Annotated in this window: 13 protein-coding genes; 8 read left to right on the top strand and 5 right to left on the bottom strand. The window is 44.7% G+C overall.

Annotation, left to right across the window (positions count from 1 at the left end):
- Positions 1-80: 80 nt before the first annotated feature.
- A complete protein-coding gene (locus NIAKO_RS36120; protein ID WP_041347703.1) occupies positions 81-575 on the top strand; it encodes a hypothetical protein in 495 nt (164 codons plus the stop codon).
- Between the two features lie 152 nt (positions 576-727).
- The gene (locus NIAKO_RS36125) at positions 728-1,663 is read left to right on the top strand and encodes a hydrogen peroxide-inducible genes activator (RefSeq protein ID WP_014223467.1); all 936 of its coding nucleotides are present in this window, start codon (positions 728-730) and stop codon (positions 1,661-1,663) included.
- Between the two features lie 94 nt (positions 1,664-1,757).
- Here the strand turns inward: NIAKO_RS36125 and NIAKO_RS36130 are convergent, their stop codons facing one another.
- The 3 genes from NIAKO_RS36130 to NIAKO_RS36140 all read right to left on the bottom strand — a co-directional run bounded on the left by NIAKO_RS36130 (position 1,758) and on the right by NIAKO_RS36140 (position 5,467).
- Positions 1,758-2,564 carry an alpha/beta hydrolase gene (locus NIAKO_RS36130; protein ID WP_014223468.1) on the bottom strand — a complete coding sequence of 269 codons (807 nt, stop codon included), beginning with the start codon at positions 2,562-2,564 and terminating at the stop codon, positions 1,758-1,760.
- Positions 2,565-2,605: 41 nt separating this feature from the next.
- Complete coding sequence (locus NIAKO_RS36135; protein WP_014223469.1) at positions 2,606-3,394, bottom strand: alpha/beta hydrolase; 789 nt, start codon at positions 3,392-3,394, stop codon at positions 2,606-2,608.
- Between the two features lie 87 nt (positions 3,395-3,481).
- A complete protein-coding gene (locus tag NIAKO_RS36140; protein ID WP_014223470.1) occupies positions 3,482-5,467 on the bottom strand; it encodes a KUP/HAK/KT family potassium transporter in 1,986 nt (661 codons plus the stop codon).
- A gap of 264 nt (positions 5,468-5,731) precedes the next feature.
- On the opposite strand from NIAKO_RS36140, the gene NIAKO_RS36145 reads away from it, so the two are divergent.
- The 5 genes from NIAKO_RS36145 (at position 5,732) to NIAKO_RS36165 (ending at position 11,754) form a co-directional block, all read left to right on the top strand.
- On the top strand, positions 5,732-7,282 hold the full coding sequence (locus NIAKO_RS36145; RefSeq protein WP_041347705.1) for a hypothetical protein: 1,551 nt from the start codon (positions 5,732-5,734) through the stop codon (positions 7,280-7,282).
- Between the two features lie 12 nt (positions 7,283-7,294).
- Positions 7,295-8,275: a hypothetical protein gene (locus NIAKO_RS36150; RefSeq protein ID WP_014223472.1), complete on the top strand. Its 981-nt coding sequence runs from the start codon at positions 7,295-7,297 to the stop codon at positions 8,273-8,275.
- 199 nt (positions 8,276-8,474) lie between these two features.
- The gene (purQ, locus tag NIAKO_RS36155) at positions 8,475-9,179 is read left to right on the top strand and encodes a phosphoribosylformylglycinamidine synthase subunit PurQ (RefSeq protein WP_014223473.1); all 705 of its coding nucleotides are present in this window, start codon (positions 8,475-8,477) and stop codon (positions 9,177-9,179) included.
- A gap of 69 nt (positions 9,180-9,248) precedes the next feature.
- Positions 9,249-9,704, top strand: coding sequence for a protein-disulfide reductase DsbD domain-containing protein (locus NIAKO_RS36160; RefSeq protein ID WP_014223474.1), 456 nt, complete (start codon positions 9,249-9,251; stop codon positions 9,702-9,704).
- A gap of 88 nt (positions 9,705-9,792) precedes the next feature.
- On the top strand, positions 9,793-11,754 hold the full coding sequence (locus NIAKO_RS36165; RefSeq protein WP_014223475.1) for a protein-disulfide reductase DsbD family protein: 1,962 nt from the start codon (positions 9,793-9,795) through the stop codon (positions 11,752-11,754).
- 72 nt (positions 11,755-11,826) lie between these two features.
- Here the strand turns inward: NIAKO_RS36165 and NIAKO_RS36170 are convergent, their stop codons facing one another.
- Together NIAKO_RS36170 and NIAKO_RS36175 are read right to left on the bottom strand one after the other, a co-directional pair.
- Positions 11,827-12,639, bottom strand: a complete 813-nt coding sequence (locus NIAKO_RS36170) for a hypothetical protein (protein ID WP_014223476.1) — start codon at positions 12,637-12,639, stop codon at positions 11,827-11,829.
- A 950-nt stretch (positions 12,640-13,589) separates the two neighbouring features.
- Positions 13,590-14,171 carry an RNA polymerase sigma factor gene (locus NIAKO_RS36175; protein ID WP_014223477.1) on the bottom strand — a complete coding sequence of 194 codons (582 nt, stop codon included), beginning with the start codon at positions 14,169-14,171 and terminating at the stop codon, positions 13,590-13,592.
- A gap of 258 nt (positions 14,172-14,429) precedes the next feature.
- Here NIAKO_RS36175 and uvrA point away from each other — a divergent pair, with 258 nt between their 5' ends.
- Positions 14,430-17,243, top strand: a complete 2,814-nt coding sequence (gene uvrA, locus NIAKO_RS36180) for an excinuclease ABC subunit UvrA (RefSeq protein ID WP_014223478.1) — start codon at positions 14,430-14,432, stop codon at positions 17,241-17,243.
- Positions 17,244-17,297 lie beyond the last annotated feature (54 nt).

Raw genomic sequence — 17,297 nt, forward strand, 5'->3', positions numbered from 1 at the left:
TTGACACGTTGACTCGTTGACACGTTAACAAGTTGACGGGTTGACCAGTGAACGAGTTGACCAGGAAGTTGATAGAGTAGATGGGGAAGGAAGGCCGCGTTGGGGTGTATTGCTTGCTCCGCCAGCTGGCGCTGCCCCTCCTGGTAGGAACTGCCCGGATTATTCAGGGAATGCTCAATGACAAACCGGTGGGCTTCCTGATCATACAAATGATCTTCCTGCTGATTGTTTGCTCAATTGTAATGCGAAAACTTTCCCGGAAAGCATTCATGTTTAAAAAGGCCGACTATGCCAGTGGAGTAAGACAGCATATGAATATGCTATATGAAGATAAAGTAGTGAGTGATTTTGCCACCAGGGGCTATGAGGCCATCAACGGTTTTTCCGATGGACTGATGCTGATCGGATTATTTGGTACGCTTCCATTTTGGGAACATATGAATGGAAAAGTAAGCAACTTTATGGCAGACCTGAGTTTTGATTTTACCTACAATGCCAGCCACGGTGGCGATGGAAGTGGTTGTGGCAGCAACGTTCAATATTCAACATTACAAAAAAGGTGCGCCCCGCCATGATGGGACACACCCTTTATTCGTCAACTGTTCCAAGCTATAATTTTCTCCTGTGCTGCTGTTGAATGAAAGATTAGATTGCTTCCATAAAGTTCTATAATTTTGGCGCATAAGTCAAATTGATTGATATTATAGAACCATAGAGAAAATCTATTATGACCTTTGTACAGTTGGAATACGTGGTAGCAGTAGACACTTACCGGCATTTTGCCACCGCTGCCGAGCATTGTTTTGTTACCCAGCCTACCTTAAGCATGCAGGTGCAAAAGCTGGAAGAAGAATTGGGCGTAAAACTCTTCGATCGTAGTAAACAACCTGTTGTGCCTACCGAAATAGGCGTGGAGATCATTGAGCAGGCACGCCGCATTTTGTCGGAAAAGAACGTGATCAACGAAATGGTGCAAGCCAAAAAGGGTATTCTTACCGGCGAGCTACGCATTGGTATTATACCCACCCTGGCCCCTTATTTACTCCCGCTGTTCATTCAGAGTTTCTACAAAAAATACCCGCATATAAAACTGGTGGTACAGGAACTGATGACGGAGTACATTGTTACCCGCCTGCGTGAAGGCCGCATCGATGTGGGCATTCTGGTAACGCCGCTGCAGGAAAACGGTATCAAGGAGCATGTGTTGTTTTATGAAGAGTTGCTGGCCTATGTGTCGCGCAAGAATACAGCGTATAAAAAAACATATGTGTTGCCACAGGACATCGACCCCGAGAAATTATGGTTGCTGGAAGAAGGGCATTGTTTTCGCTCACAAATTGTAAACCTGTGCGAACTACGCCGGGCCAGTGAAATGGGCACCCATTTCGAATACGAGGCCGGCAGTATTGAAACCCTGCGCCGGATGGTGGAACTAAACGATGGCATTACTATTCTGCCCGAACTTACTACGCTCGATATGACTGCCCGTCAGCTGCAACTCATCAGGCATTTTAAAAAGCCCGCGCCCATGCGCGAGGTGAGCATTGTAGTGCACCGTGATTTTGTAAAAAAGCGCCTGATAGAAGCGCTGAAAGAAGAGATCATAAACGCGATCCCTGATAAGATAAAGTTGAATAAGGACCTTAACGTGGTACCTATATAGCCGAAAAATGTCGAATATCGAATATCCAATGTCCAATGTTGAAGTGTAAAACATGTATTTACTTCGACATTCGATTTTCAACATTCAATATTCATCATTTCAACAGTGAATCAAGCTTCTGCTTATAAACCGGGAAAGTTGGCAGGTCGTTATGATGTCCGCCATCAATGGTAACAAATACATCCTGCGGCTTTAAATATTGCTTTAGCCGGTTGCAATTGCGAATGGGAATGGTGTTGTCGCTGGTGCCATGAAAAATCACTACCGGGTTGGTGATCTCCTGCAGGTATTGCCAGGTAGGAATTTTAAACTTAATCATATTGTTTACCGGGTAAACAGGCAGCCAGTTACCAATAAGGGAAGGAAAGCTGTAATACGGCGATTCCAGGATCAATGTTTTACAATCGCGCAGGGTGGCCAGCTGGGCGGCAATGCCGGTGCCCATTGATTTGCCGTAAATAATAATGCTGTCCTTTGCATATTTTGCCTGCGCCAGTTTGTAAAATACCAATGCCCAGTCGTATAAATTCTTTTCGGTGAAGTCGCCGGTGCTTTTGCCAAAACCGGGATAGTCGATCATCCACACCTCATAACCCCGGCTGGTAAAATCGGGCGCGGCCTTCGCATAATGGGTAATGTTTTCTTTATTACCATGAAAGTACAACACCACGCCTTTGGGTTGCGGCTGGTTGGCCGTAAACTGAATGATGTTGATGTTTGATTTCTCCGTGTAAGGCAGGTTCACCTCCTTAAACGGGTAGGGAAAACTGTATTGCGACTGCCGGGTTATTTCCTGCGGATGGAACAGGATCTTATCCTGCCCGTAATAAACCACAATCCCAATAATACAATATATGAGAATGAGTACTTTAAGCCAGCGAAAGAGGATCTTCTTATTCATAACAGGGCTGCAAGATAACAATCCTGAGCGGAGTCGAAGGGTTAGTATTTTAAAATATCCCTGATAAAATTATGATACTCGGGAAAGGAGGGCAGGTTGTTATGGCGGCCGCCAACGATGCGGATGAGGGTGATCTTATTGGGATTGATGGCCTGGAGTTTTTCGCTGTGCCTGATGGGGATCAACCGGTCGCGGGTGCCATGAATGATGTAGGTGTGGCAGTTTACATGGCGGATCCATTTATCGGTGCGCAGCTGGTACCGTAAAACCCAGTTAACGGGCAAAATGGGCAGGAAACGTTTTACTACAATACGGAAATTATAATACGGCGAATCGAGAATAAGGTAGCGTGGGTTGTTGTCTGAAGCGACTTTGGTGGCAAACCCGCTGCCAATGCTGCGGCCATAAACAATGATGTGGTGTTCGGGATACTTGCCAGTTAAAGTATTATAAACAAACTGCATATCGTTCAGCATGTCCTTTTCACTGCGTTTGCCGGTGCTTTTGCCAAAGCCGCGGTAATCAACCAGCACCACATCGTAATCGTAGCGGTAAAAATCACGGGCATACTTAGCCCAGCCTTTTATACTGCGGGTATTGCCATGAAAATACAGGATCAGTCCCTTTGGTTCCGGACGGTAAAAATGCAGGCCATTGATGCGTACGCCCGGCGATACATCGAAATTTAATTCATTGAACGGCACATCGTATTTGAACTGAAAATCGGCTGGTAACTTTTCGGGTTTGAAGATAAACCGGTCCTGGATGAAATAGGCTACTATGCTTAATAGCAGCAGACTTCCAACAATATAGTAAACGAACGTAGGCAAAAGCTAGTTTGGTTTCAAATACAAGTTACAGGTTTCAGGGCTCATTTGTATAAGCCTTGTGCCTTGAAACTTGTGTCTTGAACCTTGCTATAGGCTTTCATCCCCATGGTAAACCCGTTTCAGGCTCAGGTTGGGTACCGGCGCCACAATAAGCGGGAATTTTTCGATGGTTACGTTGCTCACATCCAAACCAAAACCGCGTTCTTCCGACAAACTGTATTCCTTCACCATGAAATACAAACGCATGATCATTTTCTCGAAGAAAGGAAGTTCAATATCCTGGCTCAGGTATTTTTCCATTACAATAAACTGGAAGTCGCCCACTACATTGTTCCGTTCCAGGCTTTCGTACCGGCTGGTAATATTCACCTCTTTATTGGCAACCAGGTCGGCCACCACTTTACGGAACATGAGGTTGATCTTAGGCTCCATTCTGAACCCTAAACGGAATTCAACCCTGATGATGTCGTTGGGGATGATGTGTTCAACCGAATACTCGCAGGTATACGGGTCGTCGAGTGTATCAACGTGTACAAACCAATAGATATCGGCCCGTTTGGGCTTTTTATTCAGGATGGAATAAATGATCTTATGCTCAATTTCCTTGGGGTTATTGGCGCTGGTAAGGTATACCAGGTGGGTGGCGTACTTAGGTACGGTTTTGTCGTTACTTAATTCCTGGATCTGCGGGATATAATGTTCCAGCCTTACAAACTCCACATACCGGTTCTTGATCTTACGGCTGCGGTACCAGATGTACATCACAAAAAACAGCCCGCCGCCGACCAGCAGGGTTACAAAACCACCATGCGGGAATTTCTCAAGGTTGGCGAACAGGAACGACAGTTCCAGGGTGAAGTAAACGATCAGGAACATATAAATCCACATGGGTTTGGCCCGGCGGCTTACCAAAAAGTTGGCAAACAGGATGGTAGTGGCCAGCATACAGATAGTGATGGCCAAACCATAAGCCGCATCCATATTCGAAGATTTCTTAAAGTATAGTACCATGCCCACGCAACCTACAAACAACAGCATGTTAATGCCGGGAATGTAAAGCTGGCCACGTTCTTCGGTGGGGTAGTTGATCTTCAGTTTAGGCCACAGGTTCAATCGCATGGCTTCACTGATAAGCGTAAACGACCCGCTCACCAGGGCCTGGCTCGCAATAATGGCCGCAGCGGTGGAAATTAAAACGCCCGGGATCAAAAACCAGTGCGGCATTATAGCGTAGAACGGGTTGAACCCGGCACTGATCATTTCATGGGTTATAACCTTGTTATGGTAGTTTGAAAGCAGGAAGGCGCCCTGGCCCAGGTAGTTCAGAATAAGGGCGGTTTTTACAAATATCCAGGAGTACCGGATGTTGGCCCGGCCGCAGTGACCCAGGTCGCTGTACAGGGCTTCGGCCCCTGTGGTACAAAGGAATACGGCCCCTAACAGCCAGAAACCCTTGGGATAATTAGCCAGCAGGTCTATTGCATAGTAAGGGCTAAGCGCTCTGAAAATATGCATGTCATCTAACAGGTGCGAGGCGCCCAGGATCGCCAGCATACAAAACCAGCAGAACATAATGGGACCGAACATTTTACCTATGCTGGCCGTACCAAACTGTTGCAGAAAGAACAGTACGCTTAAGATGGCAATAACAATATATACAATGGTATTATCTTCAATATGACCCAGGTACTTGATGTTGCGTAAACCCTCGATGGCGGAGGTAACCGAAATGGGCGGGGTGATCATACCATCGGCCAGCAGGGCGGCGCCCCCCAGCATGGCAGGTATTACCAGCCATCTTCTTTGCCTGCGTACCAGTGCGTATAACGAAAAAATGCCCCCTTCACCGCGGTTATCCGCTTTCAGGGTAAGCACAACGTATTTGAGAGTGGTTTGCAGGGTGAGTGTCCAGATGATGCAGGACAATGAACCCAGAATCAATCTTTCATCTATTGTCCGGCCACCTGTAATTGCTGTTAGTACGTACAATGGAGAAGTTCCGATATCCCCATAAATGATTCCTAACGCAATAAGTAAGGTAGCTACTGTTACTTTATTAGTTAATTTGCCCACGGTAGTGTCGCTTATCCCGTTATCAAAGGGTTTTTTGTTAAAATAATAGAACCCCGGGTTAGTAACCCGGGGCGCGCTGGTACAAAGGTATACGTAAAAAAATTAATTCTCCATGGTTTTATGTCGTCAAATCATTATAGCGACGAAATTTATGCACTTTGGGTTGCTATTGAATCAGGAAAAATGAATGCTTAAATTTATATTGAAAGTTTGGGCAGCCGTCTAACAATCAGTAAATTGGCAAATAACATGTATTGCACCATCATGACGAAATATTGCGAAAAAATCGGGCGACAGGCGTTCCTGGTAGCGCTGTTGCTGGTTGCTTTCTCCTCAATCGGTACCGCTCAGAAGATCACCTATTCCGAAGCAGAAAGGGAAGATAGCCGTCGTACAGATTTTGAGATCATTGGGAAAATAGGTCAGAATATCCTGGTTTTTAAAAATAACCGGAACGAGAACGCCATCAGCGTTTATAACCAGGATATGAAATTAATGGACCGGGTAAAGGTAGATGCGTTAGATGACCGTTGGATCAATGTTGACTTTGTGCCGTACACCGATCACGTATGGATGATCTACCAGTTTCAACGCAGAAGTATTGTGTATTGCATGGCGGTTAAACTCGATGCCAATGCCAAGCGCCTCTCTGAGCCTGTAGAACTGGATACTACCCGCATTGGCTGGGCTGCCAGCAATAAATTATACACCACCGTGTTCAGCGACGATAAGCAAAAGATCATGGTGTTCAAGATCAATAACAAGAATCCCAAAAATTTCCTGTTCACCACCCTGCTGTACAATAACGAAATGCAATTGCAAACCAGGCATCACATGAGCATGAACATGGAAGAACGGAACGATTTTTTTACTGACTTCCTGTTGGATAATGATGGTGATATGGTGTTTGGCAAATTTGTGCGAAAGAACGGGAGCGATTATATCACTAACCTGGAGCTGGTTATTAAAAAGGCGGGGGAGGAGAAGTTCACCGTCCGCGATCTTGACCGGAAAGACGAACGGGTGCTGGATGAAGTAAAGGTGAAAATTGATAATACTAACAGGCGTTATGTTTTTTCGGCCCTGTACTATAAACAAAAGCGGGGCAATGTAGAAGGGTTGTATACAGTGATCTGGGACAAAACGGCCGATTCGGTGCTCAAAGAGCAAATGCTTACCTTCAACGACGATCTGCGTAAACAGGCCAAGGGGCCCGATGCCAACCTGCGCATTGCCTTTAACGACTATTTCATTAGTGATGTTATCGTAAAACGCGATGGCGGGTACATACTTACCGCAGAATCAATGTATACTACAACCCGCGGTGGTACGTTTAATAGGTGGGATTACCTGGGTTGGAATAACCCCTGGTCGTCGCCGCTCGACTATAATTACTGGTCGCCCTATTATAGCCCCTGGCGGTCGCCCTGGAACAGGTATGGAGGCTCGGCTGCTACCCGTTACCATGCAGAGAACATCATGGTGCTGTCGTTCGATAAAGATCAAATGCTGCAATGGAGCAATGTGATCTCCAAAACGCAGTTCGACGATGAAACGGATGCCCTGGTATCGCATACGCTGATGAATACCGGCGGCGAGTTGCATTTTTTATTTAATTTATACGAACGCAGAACCTTATTGCTGAACGATCATAGTGTTGATGCCGAGGGCAAAATAACCAGGCACCCAACGCTGAAAAACCTGGAGAGAGGTGTGGAATTCATGCCCAGGCTGGGTAAGCAAATAAGCGCCAATACCATACTCGTTCCCTGTCAATACAGAAACTATCTTACGTTCGCTAAAATTGAATTTTAAATTATTGTTTGAGTGACAGGAATATTCAAGCAAAAAACCTCCAGCAATATCCTGTTATTGCTGGTTTATGGTTTAATCCTGAAATTTAATTGCTTTCTGCACCCTGCCGGTCCAATACAACAACCGGAAGATCATTTCTTATACAACTGGCTTCTGCAGTGGTTAAAACCTATGCATATACCGGATGTGATATACATCCTCATCACCTTTTTGCTGCTGTACGGCCAGGCGCTTTTATTCAATCGCATTTGTAACGACCAGAAGCTGTTGCCCCGGCCCAATTACCTGCCGGCCATGGCGCATATGCTCACCACTTCGCTTTTTGTAGAGTGGAATCATTTTTCGGCCCCGCTGCTGGCCAATACCTTCCTCATCTGGATCTTTTACCGCATGACCACCCTGCCCACTGTTCAAAGACCCGGACCGGTGATCTTTGCTATAGGGGTACAAATAGGGATTGTTTCGTTATTATACAAGCCAGCGGTGGTATTTGTGCTGCTGGTCCTGCTGGCCCTGTTCATTATGCGGCCCTTCCGCCTGAGGGAGTGGGCCATCAATGTGCTGGGCATTACCATGCCGTACTATTTTCTGGCGCTGGTGCTGTACCTCGGCAACAAATGGGACTGGAACAAGATAAAACCGGTTTTCAGCATCGGTTTGCCTGCCATTCCATCCTCCATAAATACCACCATCAGCATTACCCTGTTGATCGTACCTTTTATGATCGGGGGGTATTACGTACAGGCCAACCTCAACAAAATGTACATCCATGTACGAAAAAGCTGGAGCCTGTTGCTGCTGTACCTGATTATGGCCATGCTGATTATTATGGCCGATGGCGGCAATAATTACATCAGCTGGATGTTGTGTTCGGTGCCCATCACCGCCTTTCATGCCGCCGGCTATTTTTACCTCCATTCCCGCCGCCTGCCCATGATCATTCACTGGATCCTGTTTGGGTATGCCATCTATCTTAATTACTGGCTTGTTTGATATTTAGTTAAAATATTGATAGTTAATGACTAACGATCCCTTAAAAAGCAGGCTAAAAGCCTAAAGCCCAAAGCTTAAAGCAAGGCAGCATAAAAGGTGTATTTACTTTAGGCTTTCAGCTTTAGCCTTTCACCTGGAAACATGTTATCTTTGCACCTTACTTTTAGAAAAACTCGCTTAAAACAATAAATATTACCAGATGAAATTTGGTGTTGTAGTTTTCCCCGGTTCCAATTGCGATCGCGATATGCAGGATGCCCTGCAAAATGATCTGAATCAGGAAGTAATCATGTTATGGCATAAAGAAAAAGACCTCAGCCTATTCACTACAGACGACTGTATTGTACTGCCAGGTGGTTTTTCTTATGGGGATTACCTGCGCACCGGCGCCGTTGCCCGGTTCAGCCCCATTATGCAAAGCGTGATCGAGTTTGCCAATAAAGGCGGCAAAGTGCTGGGGGTTTGTAATGGTTTTCAGATCTTATGTGAAGCGCATTTATTGCCCGGAGCATTATTACGCAATGCCAATCAACAGTTTATTTGCAAAAACGTATACATTAAAGGCGTAGGGTCCGACAAAGCACTGAAAATACCAATCGCCCATGGCGAAGGAAGATATTTTGCCGATGAAGCTACATTAGACAAACTGGAGAAAAACAACCAGGTAATATATCGTTATTGCAACGAGAATGGCGAGGTAACTCAACTGAGCAATCCAAATGGCGCCATTCGCAATATCGCTGGAATATGTAATGATGGACGCAATGTGTTTGGCATGATGCCACACCCCGAAAGAGCTACAAATGAATCTTTAGGAAATACCGACGGTCATATTGTTTTACAGTCATTGCTCATTGGGGCCAACGCCGTTGCCAATCAAAAAGCTGCGCTGGTAAATTTTTAGAAAATTATTAAGATAATTTCTTAGACTTTTGGAGCAGGTAAACTGTTTTAATAAGTAAACAAAAACAACATGAAGGTAACTCTGCTCTCGCTTTTGGTAATGATGATAAGTGCGGTGTCATTTGCACAATCCAGTACCCAGGTTAAATGGACTTTTTCTTCAAAGAAAATAGCCGATAAGACGTATGAAGTGCACGCGACAGCTACTGTCGGTGGCAACTGGCATATTTATTCTCAAAATGTAGGGGTAGATGGACCTATACCTACTGCCTTTACTTTCACCAAGAATCCATTGGTAACATTGGATGGACAGCCAAAAGAAACCGGCAAATTGATCACAAAAGACGAAGAAGTTTGGGGTGGAAAAGTAAGATACTACGAAAACAAGGTTGAATTTATACAGGTGGTTAAGGCAAAAAGTGCTGCAAAAACCAACGTGGCAGGTAAAGTAGAGTATATGGTTTGTAACGATGAAAAATGCTTACCACCATCAGAAACAACTTTCTCAGTTGCCATCGGTGGCTAAATCTGGATAATATAGTTTACAAATGATATAAACGGGTTCTTATCTTTAAGAGCTCGTTTGTTTTTTAAATTCAACCAGTATCTGTTTTATGAAACATTTTGTATGGAGTTTAATAATGTTGCTTTTTATTAACTCCACCGTGGTTAAGGCGCAGGATTCAACGGCGTATCAATGGGAAGTAACCGGTAAAAAAATCCAGGATAAAGTATACGAATTAACTTTCACAACTCCCGGCAGCCCTAAATGGCAATTATACGGCCCCAATGAAGTTATCAGCGATGTGCCGGCTTCACAACTGGAATTGGCCGATTCATCCATTCAAATAACAAAACCTTTTAAGGAAGCGGGTGACAGCAAACCGTTCAAAAATCCACTTTTTGACAATGCTTCTTTTAAGACATACGAAGGCAAAGCTTCTTTTACTGCAACCGTAACTTTTGCGGGCGATGTGCCTGCGAAATTGTTAGGTACATTTCGCTACACCTATGGAAAGAAGGATGAGTTCTATCCATTAAACGCCTACGCATTTTCTGTACCGCTTGAAGGCGGGATAGATGCAAGACCCACGATAGATGTGAAAACCTTTGATCTTAAACACCCCGTAAGCGGTTGTGGCGATGACAGCACCGGCGGCAAAGGCATGCTCAGCATCTTCTTCCTGGGTATGCTGGGTGGGTTTATCGCATTGTTCACGCCCTGCGTGTTCCCGCTGATCCCGTTAACGGTTTCATTCTTTACCAAACAATCGAAAGACAGAAAGAAAGGAGTGACCAACGCGCTTATGTATGGGCTCTCTATTTTCCTGATCTATGTGTTGTTGAGTATACCCTTCCACCTGGTAAGTGGCGTGAATCCTGAAATACTTAATAACATCAGTACGAACATCTGGCTGAACATCTTCTTCTTCCTCATTTTCGTGTTCTTTGCCATTTCGTTCTTTGGCTATTTTGAAATTGGTTTACCCAGCGGGCTTGCCAATAAGATCGATTCACGCTCGGGCATGAGCAGCCTGGGAGGTATCTTCTTTATGGCAATGACCCTGTCGATAGTTTCTTTCTCCTGTACAGGGCCCATCCTGGGCTCATTACTGGCCGGTACGGCCGCTGAAGGTGCGTGGCCATTAACAGTAGGGTTGGCAGGTTTTGGCCTCGCCCTGGCCCTGCCATTCGCTTTATTTGCCATGTTCCCCGGTTGGTTACAATCATTACCCAAGGCGGGTGGCTGGTTAGGCAGTGTAAAAGTGGTATTGGGCTTCCTGGAGCTGGCCATGGCCGTGAAGTTTTTATCAAACGCCGACCTGGTAAAACAATGGGGTATTTTAAAAAGAGAAGTATTTATTGGAATATGGGTGATCGTGGGCATTTGTATCGTGTTGTACCTGTTGGGTAAGATCAAATTCCCGCACGATGGTCCTGTTAAGAAGTTCAGTAAAACAAGGATTGCATTTATTGTATTGTTTAGTGCAGCTACACTCTATATTCTTCCTGGTTTAACCAATACGCACAGCGCTAACCTGAGTTTGATCAGTGGTTTTCCGCCACCGCTTAGTTATAGCCTGTATAAAAAGCCGGTGAATGTTGAGAAGGGAATAGAACCTTTACGCAATGACTACCAGGAAGCGCTGGCGCGGGCTAAAAAAGAAGGCAAACCCGTGTTGCTTGATTTTACCGGCTGGGCCTGCGTAAACTGCCGCCGCATGGAAGAAAACGTTTGGACCGATGCGAAGGTGGGCGAACTGATAAAGGACAAATTCGTTATTGTATCGCTGTATGTAGATGAGCGGAGACAATTACCCGCTGCACAACAGTTCGAGTACGATAATAAGAAAACAAAGACGAAGAAAAACATCATAACGGTAGGCGACTTATGGGCTACCTTTCAGTCGGTGAACTTTGATGCAGTGGCGCAACCGCAATATGCCATCATTAGTCCCGATCAGGTAATTCTAACTAAAACAAAAGGCTATACCCCCAGCGCAAAGGAATTTGCGCAGTGGCTGGAGTGTGGTGTAGACGCGTATAAGAAAGGTCAGGGTACCGCTTCTAAATAAGCAGTTAAGTTATAAATAGACAAGCCCTCCTGAGTTGCTCAGGGGGGCTTGTCTATTTATAAACAGATTGTATTAGTTACATTCCCAGAAATAATTCCGGGTAGCGCCGGGCGCCGGGTTTTGATTGTAGTAAGTGAAACTTTGTACTATTTTCCCTGAATCCTGTTTATAACTAACGTTGTAATTGTAACCATTCGAGTTGTAGGTTTTGATCATGTTTTTACTGAAGTAAAAGACCTCATCTGTAAAACCAATTGGTTCATCAAACAAACCAATCAAAGCCAGATCGGTGCTCAAATTAGGAATGGTGTCGTATCCAAAGGTGGTTTTACCTAAAGACGCCCCTTTGCTGTTAAATTTTTCCTTGCTGACTATGCTGCCATTTTGTGCTATGTAACGGTACTCTGAACTGTCTTTTGCGGTACCCCCGAAAGTAGTCAGGGTTAATACTACTGCCTTATCAGGCAGGGTAGAAGAACCATTATACACAAATCTCATCTTCATGTAATCAAAGCTGCTTAAGCTGCGGTAGTTTATTTCACTCAACAGACCTGTGTTGGTATACGTAAAGATGGTTCCATTAGGATTAAAGTATTCGGACTCCAAAATTTTTACCAGCTTGCCCGAGTCATTATAAGTTAGCGAAAAGCTATCAATACCAGGATAGCCGGAATAGAAGTCAGTTACCATATTTAATTTACCTGCGGCATCATAGTAAAAATTAAACGTGGTGTCATTTACGGCGCCATTGTGTGTACCCTGGATTATTTTTACCAGACGGCATTTTTTTACCGGATCTGTTGGCGGGTCAACGGGTGAATCTTTTTTGGGATTACAGGAAATTACAAATAGCAGTACGAAAACGTACAAAATACTCTTTTGCATAAAAGGCTTTGATTTAAAATAGTTGTCTGTTTCTCTTTTTTGTCCTTCCGGAGTTTTCTGGTTTTGGTATACAGCTTAATTTATTGCTGTACTGCAGATGGAATTAAGAGGATAGTCGAACATGTTAGCAAAAGTATCTCATAAATTTTATAATAGGATCAACGGGTTTTTTATAAGGCAATTTACAAATCCCGGAAGTAAATGGCATTTCTCTCCGGGAAATAAGAAAGCCCAACAGGAAATAAGAAAGCCTGGAAGGGATCCTTAATTCCCGGAAGGGATACTAAAAAGCCGGAAGGAAATCACAAAACCCATCGGGAAATCGCAAAACCCAGTGGGAATATAGAAATCCAAACAGGAATTGGCTTTTCCTCGAAGGAAAACTAAAATCCTGGCAGGAATGCTAAAAACCTTCAAGGAAATCACAATTCCGGGAAGGAAATGGCCTGCAATGGCCGTATGTTGTTGTAAAACAAACGATATATGGTTCAAATTTTAAAATTGAGGGTGAAAACAGCGCAACATCGCCTTAAAATCGTTCAACAAGGGTTGGTAAAATGAATAACTGTGGAGTAAAGTTTAAAACAAGGCTTTAAACAGCCAAATTGAAGAAGAAAACAGCTAACCAGGAGCGATAAACAACTAATACAGGGTGGTAAATTTCAAAACAATGGGTCACAACAACTAATAGCAGATGTTAAATCAACAAACAAAGGCCCAACATAAAAAGAAAACACCCCGCTCAGCCTGAGTGGGGTGTTTAGTTAGGCGTCATTCTGTTCCAGCCTTCCGGCAAGCAAGCAATTCAGGAAAAATGGGCCCGGATGGAGGGCCAGAATGACAATATTTTTACTTTCTCGAATCGTTATCTCAAATCTAAGCAGCTTGTTCCGTTCCCTAATCAGAAAATGCTGTTAAATTTTTTCTGAAGTACCCAAAGTAAAAAATCCCTACAAAGCGATCTTTTTTTGTAACATCATTTTGCGGAGGTTAATCAGGCCATAACGCATTCTGCCTAATGCAGTGTTGATGCTGCAGTTGGTCAGGGCTGCGATCTCTTTGAAGCTCAGATCGGCATAATGACGTAAAATGATCACTTCGCGTTGATCATCCGGTAACAGATCAAGCATTTGACGAACGCGGTCATAGCTTTGACGCTTCATCATTTTTTGATCGGCACCGTCCTCTGTGAAATTAATCACTTCAAATATATCCCTGTCGTCGCTGGTTTTGATAGCAGGGGTACGTTTTACCTTACGGAAGTGATCAACACACAAGTTGTGAGCAATACGCATTGCCCAGGGAAGAAATTTTCCTTCCTCGGTGTAGCGGCCTCCACGAATAGTGTCGATGATCTTGATAAGCACATCCTGGAAAATATCTTCGGCGAGATATTTGTCCTTTACGAGGAATAAAATGGAAGTGTACATCTTTTCCTTGTGGCGGAGAATGAGTGTCTCAAGAGCATACAGATCTCCATCCTGGAAGTCCTGGATTAACTCATGATCGGTCTTTTTACGTAGTGAACTCATAACTTCTACGGTTTTTTGAAGGTGATAGGATATTTATTAAATGGATTTTTATAATTGAATGGCTTTTCTGAGTAGAAGTGTCCGTGCGATAGGCGGTGTGTTTAGTTTTCGTTTCGTTGTACAAATTACCAACTAAAGATAGAGACTTTTTCGAAATAAGCAAACTTTAAGCAATTTTTAGATTTTTTTACCCAATAACCGCTAAAGAAACTATTTACGATAAGTGCTGTTATACAATAAATTTGTATCCTTAATATTATGGCTACATCAACAAAGGCTAATACATTAGCAAGTCCCATGCCTAAATCGCCCGATAATATATTTATTAAAGGAGCGAGGGTGCATAACTTAAAAAACATTTCGGTAGAGATCCCGCGGAACAAGTTTATCGTAGTTACCGGTGTTTCAGGATCGGGAAAGTCCTCACTTACAATAGACACCTTGTTTGCTGAAGGCCAGCGACGGTATGCAGAATCCCTTAGTGCTTATGCGCGCCAGTTTATGGCCCGCATGGTAAAACCCGATGTGGATTTTATCAAGGGTTTATGCCCGGCAATTGCGATAGAACAAAAGGTAATTACCCGTACCCCACGCAGTACCGTGGGAAGTATGACGGAAATTTATGATTACCTGCGGTTGCTTTTTGCCCGCACCGGTAAAACCATTTCCCCCGTTTCGGGTCGCGAGGTAAAAAAAGATGATATCAACGACGTTATTGACGCAATAGCCAAACGGCCGGCCGGCGATAAAGTACTTATTCTGATCCCTTTTAAACAGCATAAGAACCGGAAACCGCTGGAAGAGCTGAATATTCTGTTGCAAAAAGGATTTTCCCGCTTATACAATGGCGAAATACTGCGCATTGAAGAGTTGATTGACGCCGCCACAGAGAAAGGCTCCGGGCCAAAGCTCACCGGCGATACGTATGTGCTGGTTGACCGCCTGGTGGTAAAGGATTTTGATGAAGACGACCGGCATCGCATGGCCGATTCCATTGGTACCGCCTTTTATGAAGGCGAAGGCGAATTAATGCTGGAAGTGAATGGCAACATCAAATTACAGTTCAGTAACCGGTTCGAGCTGGATGGATTGCAGTTTGAAGAACCCGTTCCGAATTTATTCTCCTTTAATAATCCATTTGGCGCCTGTCCCACCTGCGAAGGTTTTAGCCAGGTGCTGGGTATCGATGAAGACCTGGTGATCCCCGACAGAAGGTTAAGCGTTTATGAAGGCGCGGTAGCTCCCTGGAAAGGGGAAAAGCTGGGTGCCTGGAAAGACCAGTTTATCCGCGGCGCCCGCAAATTCGACTTTCCGGTACATAAAGCCGTTATGGAACTGAGCAAGGCCCAGTACAAAGTGCTGTGGGAAGGTAATGAGTTCGTGAACGGCATCAACGACTTTTTTAAAGAAGTAGAACAGAACCTGTATAAGGTTCAGTACCGGGTATTATTGTCGCGTTACCGGGGAAGAACCCTTTGCCCCGACTGCCATGGATACCGCCTGCGCAAAGAAGCATTGTATGTAAAAGTAGGGGGGATGAATATTGGCGAACTGTGCGAAATGCCGGTGAAGGAACTGGCAGTATGGTTTGCCGAATTGCAGTTAAGCGAATACGACAAACAGGTAGGTAAACGTATTTTGATAGAAATAAACCACCGGTTAAAAACCCTGCTCGATGTAGGGCTGGGCTATCTCACCCTTAACCGGCTGGCCAACTCCTTAAGTGGCGGCGAAAGCCAGCGTATACAATTGACGCGGTCACTGGGCAGCAACCTCACCAATTCATTATATATCCTGGATGAACCGAGTATCGGTTTGCACTCGCGCGATACCGAAAGGCTGATCCGGGTGTTAAAAGAATTGCGCGACCTGGGTAATACGGTGGTAGTGGTAGAACACGATGAAATGATGATGCGGGAAGCCGATTACATCATTGACATGGGGCCACTGGCTTCGCACCTGGGTGGTGAAGTTGTAGCCCAGGGTGATTATGACGCCATTATCAAAAACGACAAAAGCCTTACGGGCAAGTACCTGCGTGGCGATCTTAAAATAGAAGTGCCCCGCGCCGTGCGTAAATGGAACCGTTCAGTAAGTATAGAAGGCGCCATGCAAAACAACCTGAAAGGCGTTGATGTAACCTTTCCGTTAAACCTGTTGTGTGTGGTAAGCGGGGTGAGCGGCAGCGGTAAAACCACCCTGGTAAAACAGATCCTTTACCCCGGGTTGAAAAAGATAAAAGGAGAACCGGTTGATAAAACCGGCCTGCATAAAGCCATTACCGGCGATATTGATTACATCTCACAAATAGAGCTGGTTGACCAGAACCCTATTGGTAAATCGAGCCGCAGTAACCCGGTAACCTATATCAAAGCCTGGGACGAAGTGCGCGACCTGTTTGCCAAACAGCCGCTGAGCAAGATCCGCGGTTTTCAGCCCAAACACTTTTCGTTTAATGTTGATGGTGGCCGGTGCGATACCTGTAAAGGTGAAGGCGAACAAATTGTAGAAATGCAGTTCCTGGCCGACGTTCACCTTACCTGCGAAGTATGCGGTGGTAAGAAGTTCAAGGAAGAAGTGCTGGAGGTTACCTATAAAGAAAAGAGCGTGTACGAGGTGTTGGAAATGAGTGTAGATGAATCGCTCGAGTTCTTTAAAGATGAAAAAGACATCATCAATAAAATAAAACCCCTGAGCGATGTAGGGCTGGGTTATATAAAACTGGGCCGGTCGTCAGATACGCTGTCGGGCGGTGAAGCACAACGCGTAAAGCTGGCTTCCTTCCTGGGCAAAGGGCGCGGACAGGGGCATATTCTGTTCATCTTTGATGAACCCACTACCGGGTTGCATTTTCATGATATTAAGAAGCTGCTCACCAGTTTCAATGCATTGATCGAGCAGGGACATTCCATCCTGGTAATTGAGCACAACACCGATGTTATAAAAAGTGCCGACTGGATCATTGACCTGGGGCCCGAAGCGGGTGATGGAGGCGGCTCCATAGTTTATGCGGGTGTTCCTGAGGGGTTGAAGAAAGTGAAGGAAAGTTATACGGGGAAGTTTTTAAGTTGACGAGTTAACCCGTTAACGAGTTAACAAGTTAACAGGTTGATATAAAAAATGAGC

Origin of the sequence: Niastella koreensis GR20-10 (genome assembly GCF_000246855.1) — a bacterium.
GTDB lineage: Bacteria > Bacteroidota > Bacteroidia > Chitinophagales > Chitinophagaceae > Niastella > Niastella koreensis.

Bases quoted from the DNA above. Each gene is read 5' to 3' on its own strand.
- NIAKO_RS36145 (WP_041347705.1), top strand. From the start codon at position 5,732: ATGACGAAATATTGCGAAAAAATCGGGCGACAGGCGTTCCTGGTAGCG.
- uvrA (WP_014223478.1), top strand. From the start codon at position 14,430: ATGGCTACATCAACAAAGGCTAATACATTAGCAAGTCCCATGCCTAAA.
- NIAKO_RS36165 (WP_014223475.1), top strand. From the start codon at position 9,793: ATGAAACATTTTGTATGGAGTTTAATAATGTTGCTTTTTATTAACTCC.
- NIAKO_RS36120 (WP_041347703.1), top strand. From the start codon at position 81: ATGGGGAAGGAAGGCCGCGTTGGGGTGTATTGCTTGCTCCGCCAGCTG.
- NIAKO_RS36160 (WP_014223474.1), top strand. From the start codon at position 9,249: ATGAAGGTAACTCTGCTCTCGCTTTTGGTAATGATGATAAGTGCGGTG.
- NIAKO_RS36125 (WP_014223467.1), top strand. From the start codon at position 728: ATGACCTTTGTACAGTTGGAATACGTGGTAGCAGTAGACACTTACCGG.
- NIAKO_RS36170 (WP_014223476.1), bottom strand. From the start codon at position 12,639: ATGCAAAAGAGTATTTTGTACGTTTTCGTACTGCTATTTGTAATTTCC.
- NIAKO_RS36130 (WP_014223468.1), bottom strand. From the start codon at position 2,564: ATGAATAAGAAGATCCTCTTTCGCTGGCTTAAAGTACTCATTCTCATA.
- purQ (WP_014223473.1), top strand. From the start codon at position 8,475: ATGAAATTTGGTGTTGTAGTTTTCCCCGGTTCCAATTGCGATCGCGAT.
- NIAKO_RS36175 (WP_014223477.1), bottom strand. From the start codon at position 14,171: ATGAGTTCACTACGTAAAAAGACCGATCATGAGTTAATCCAGGACTTC.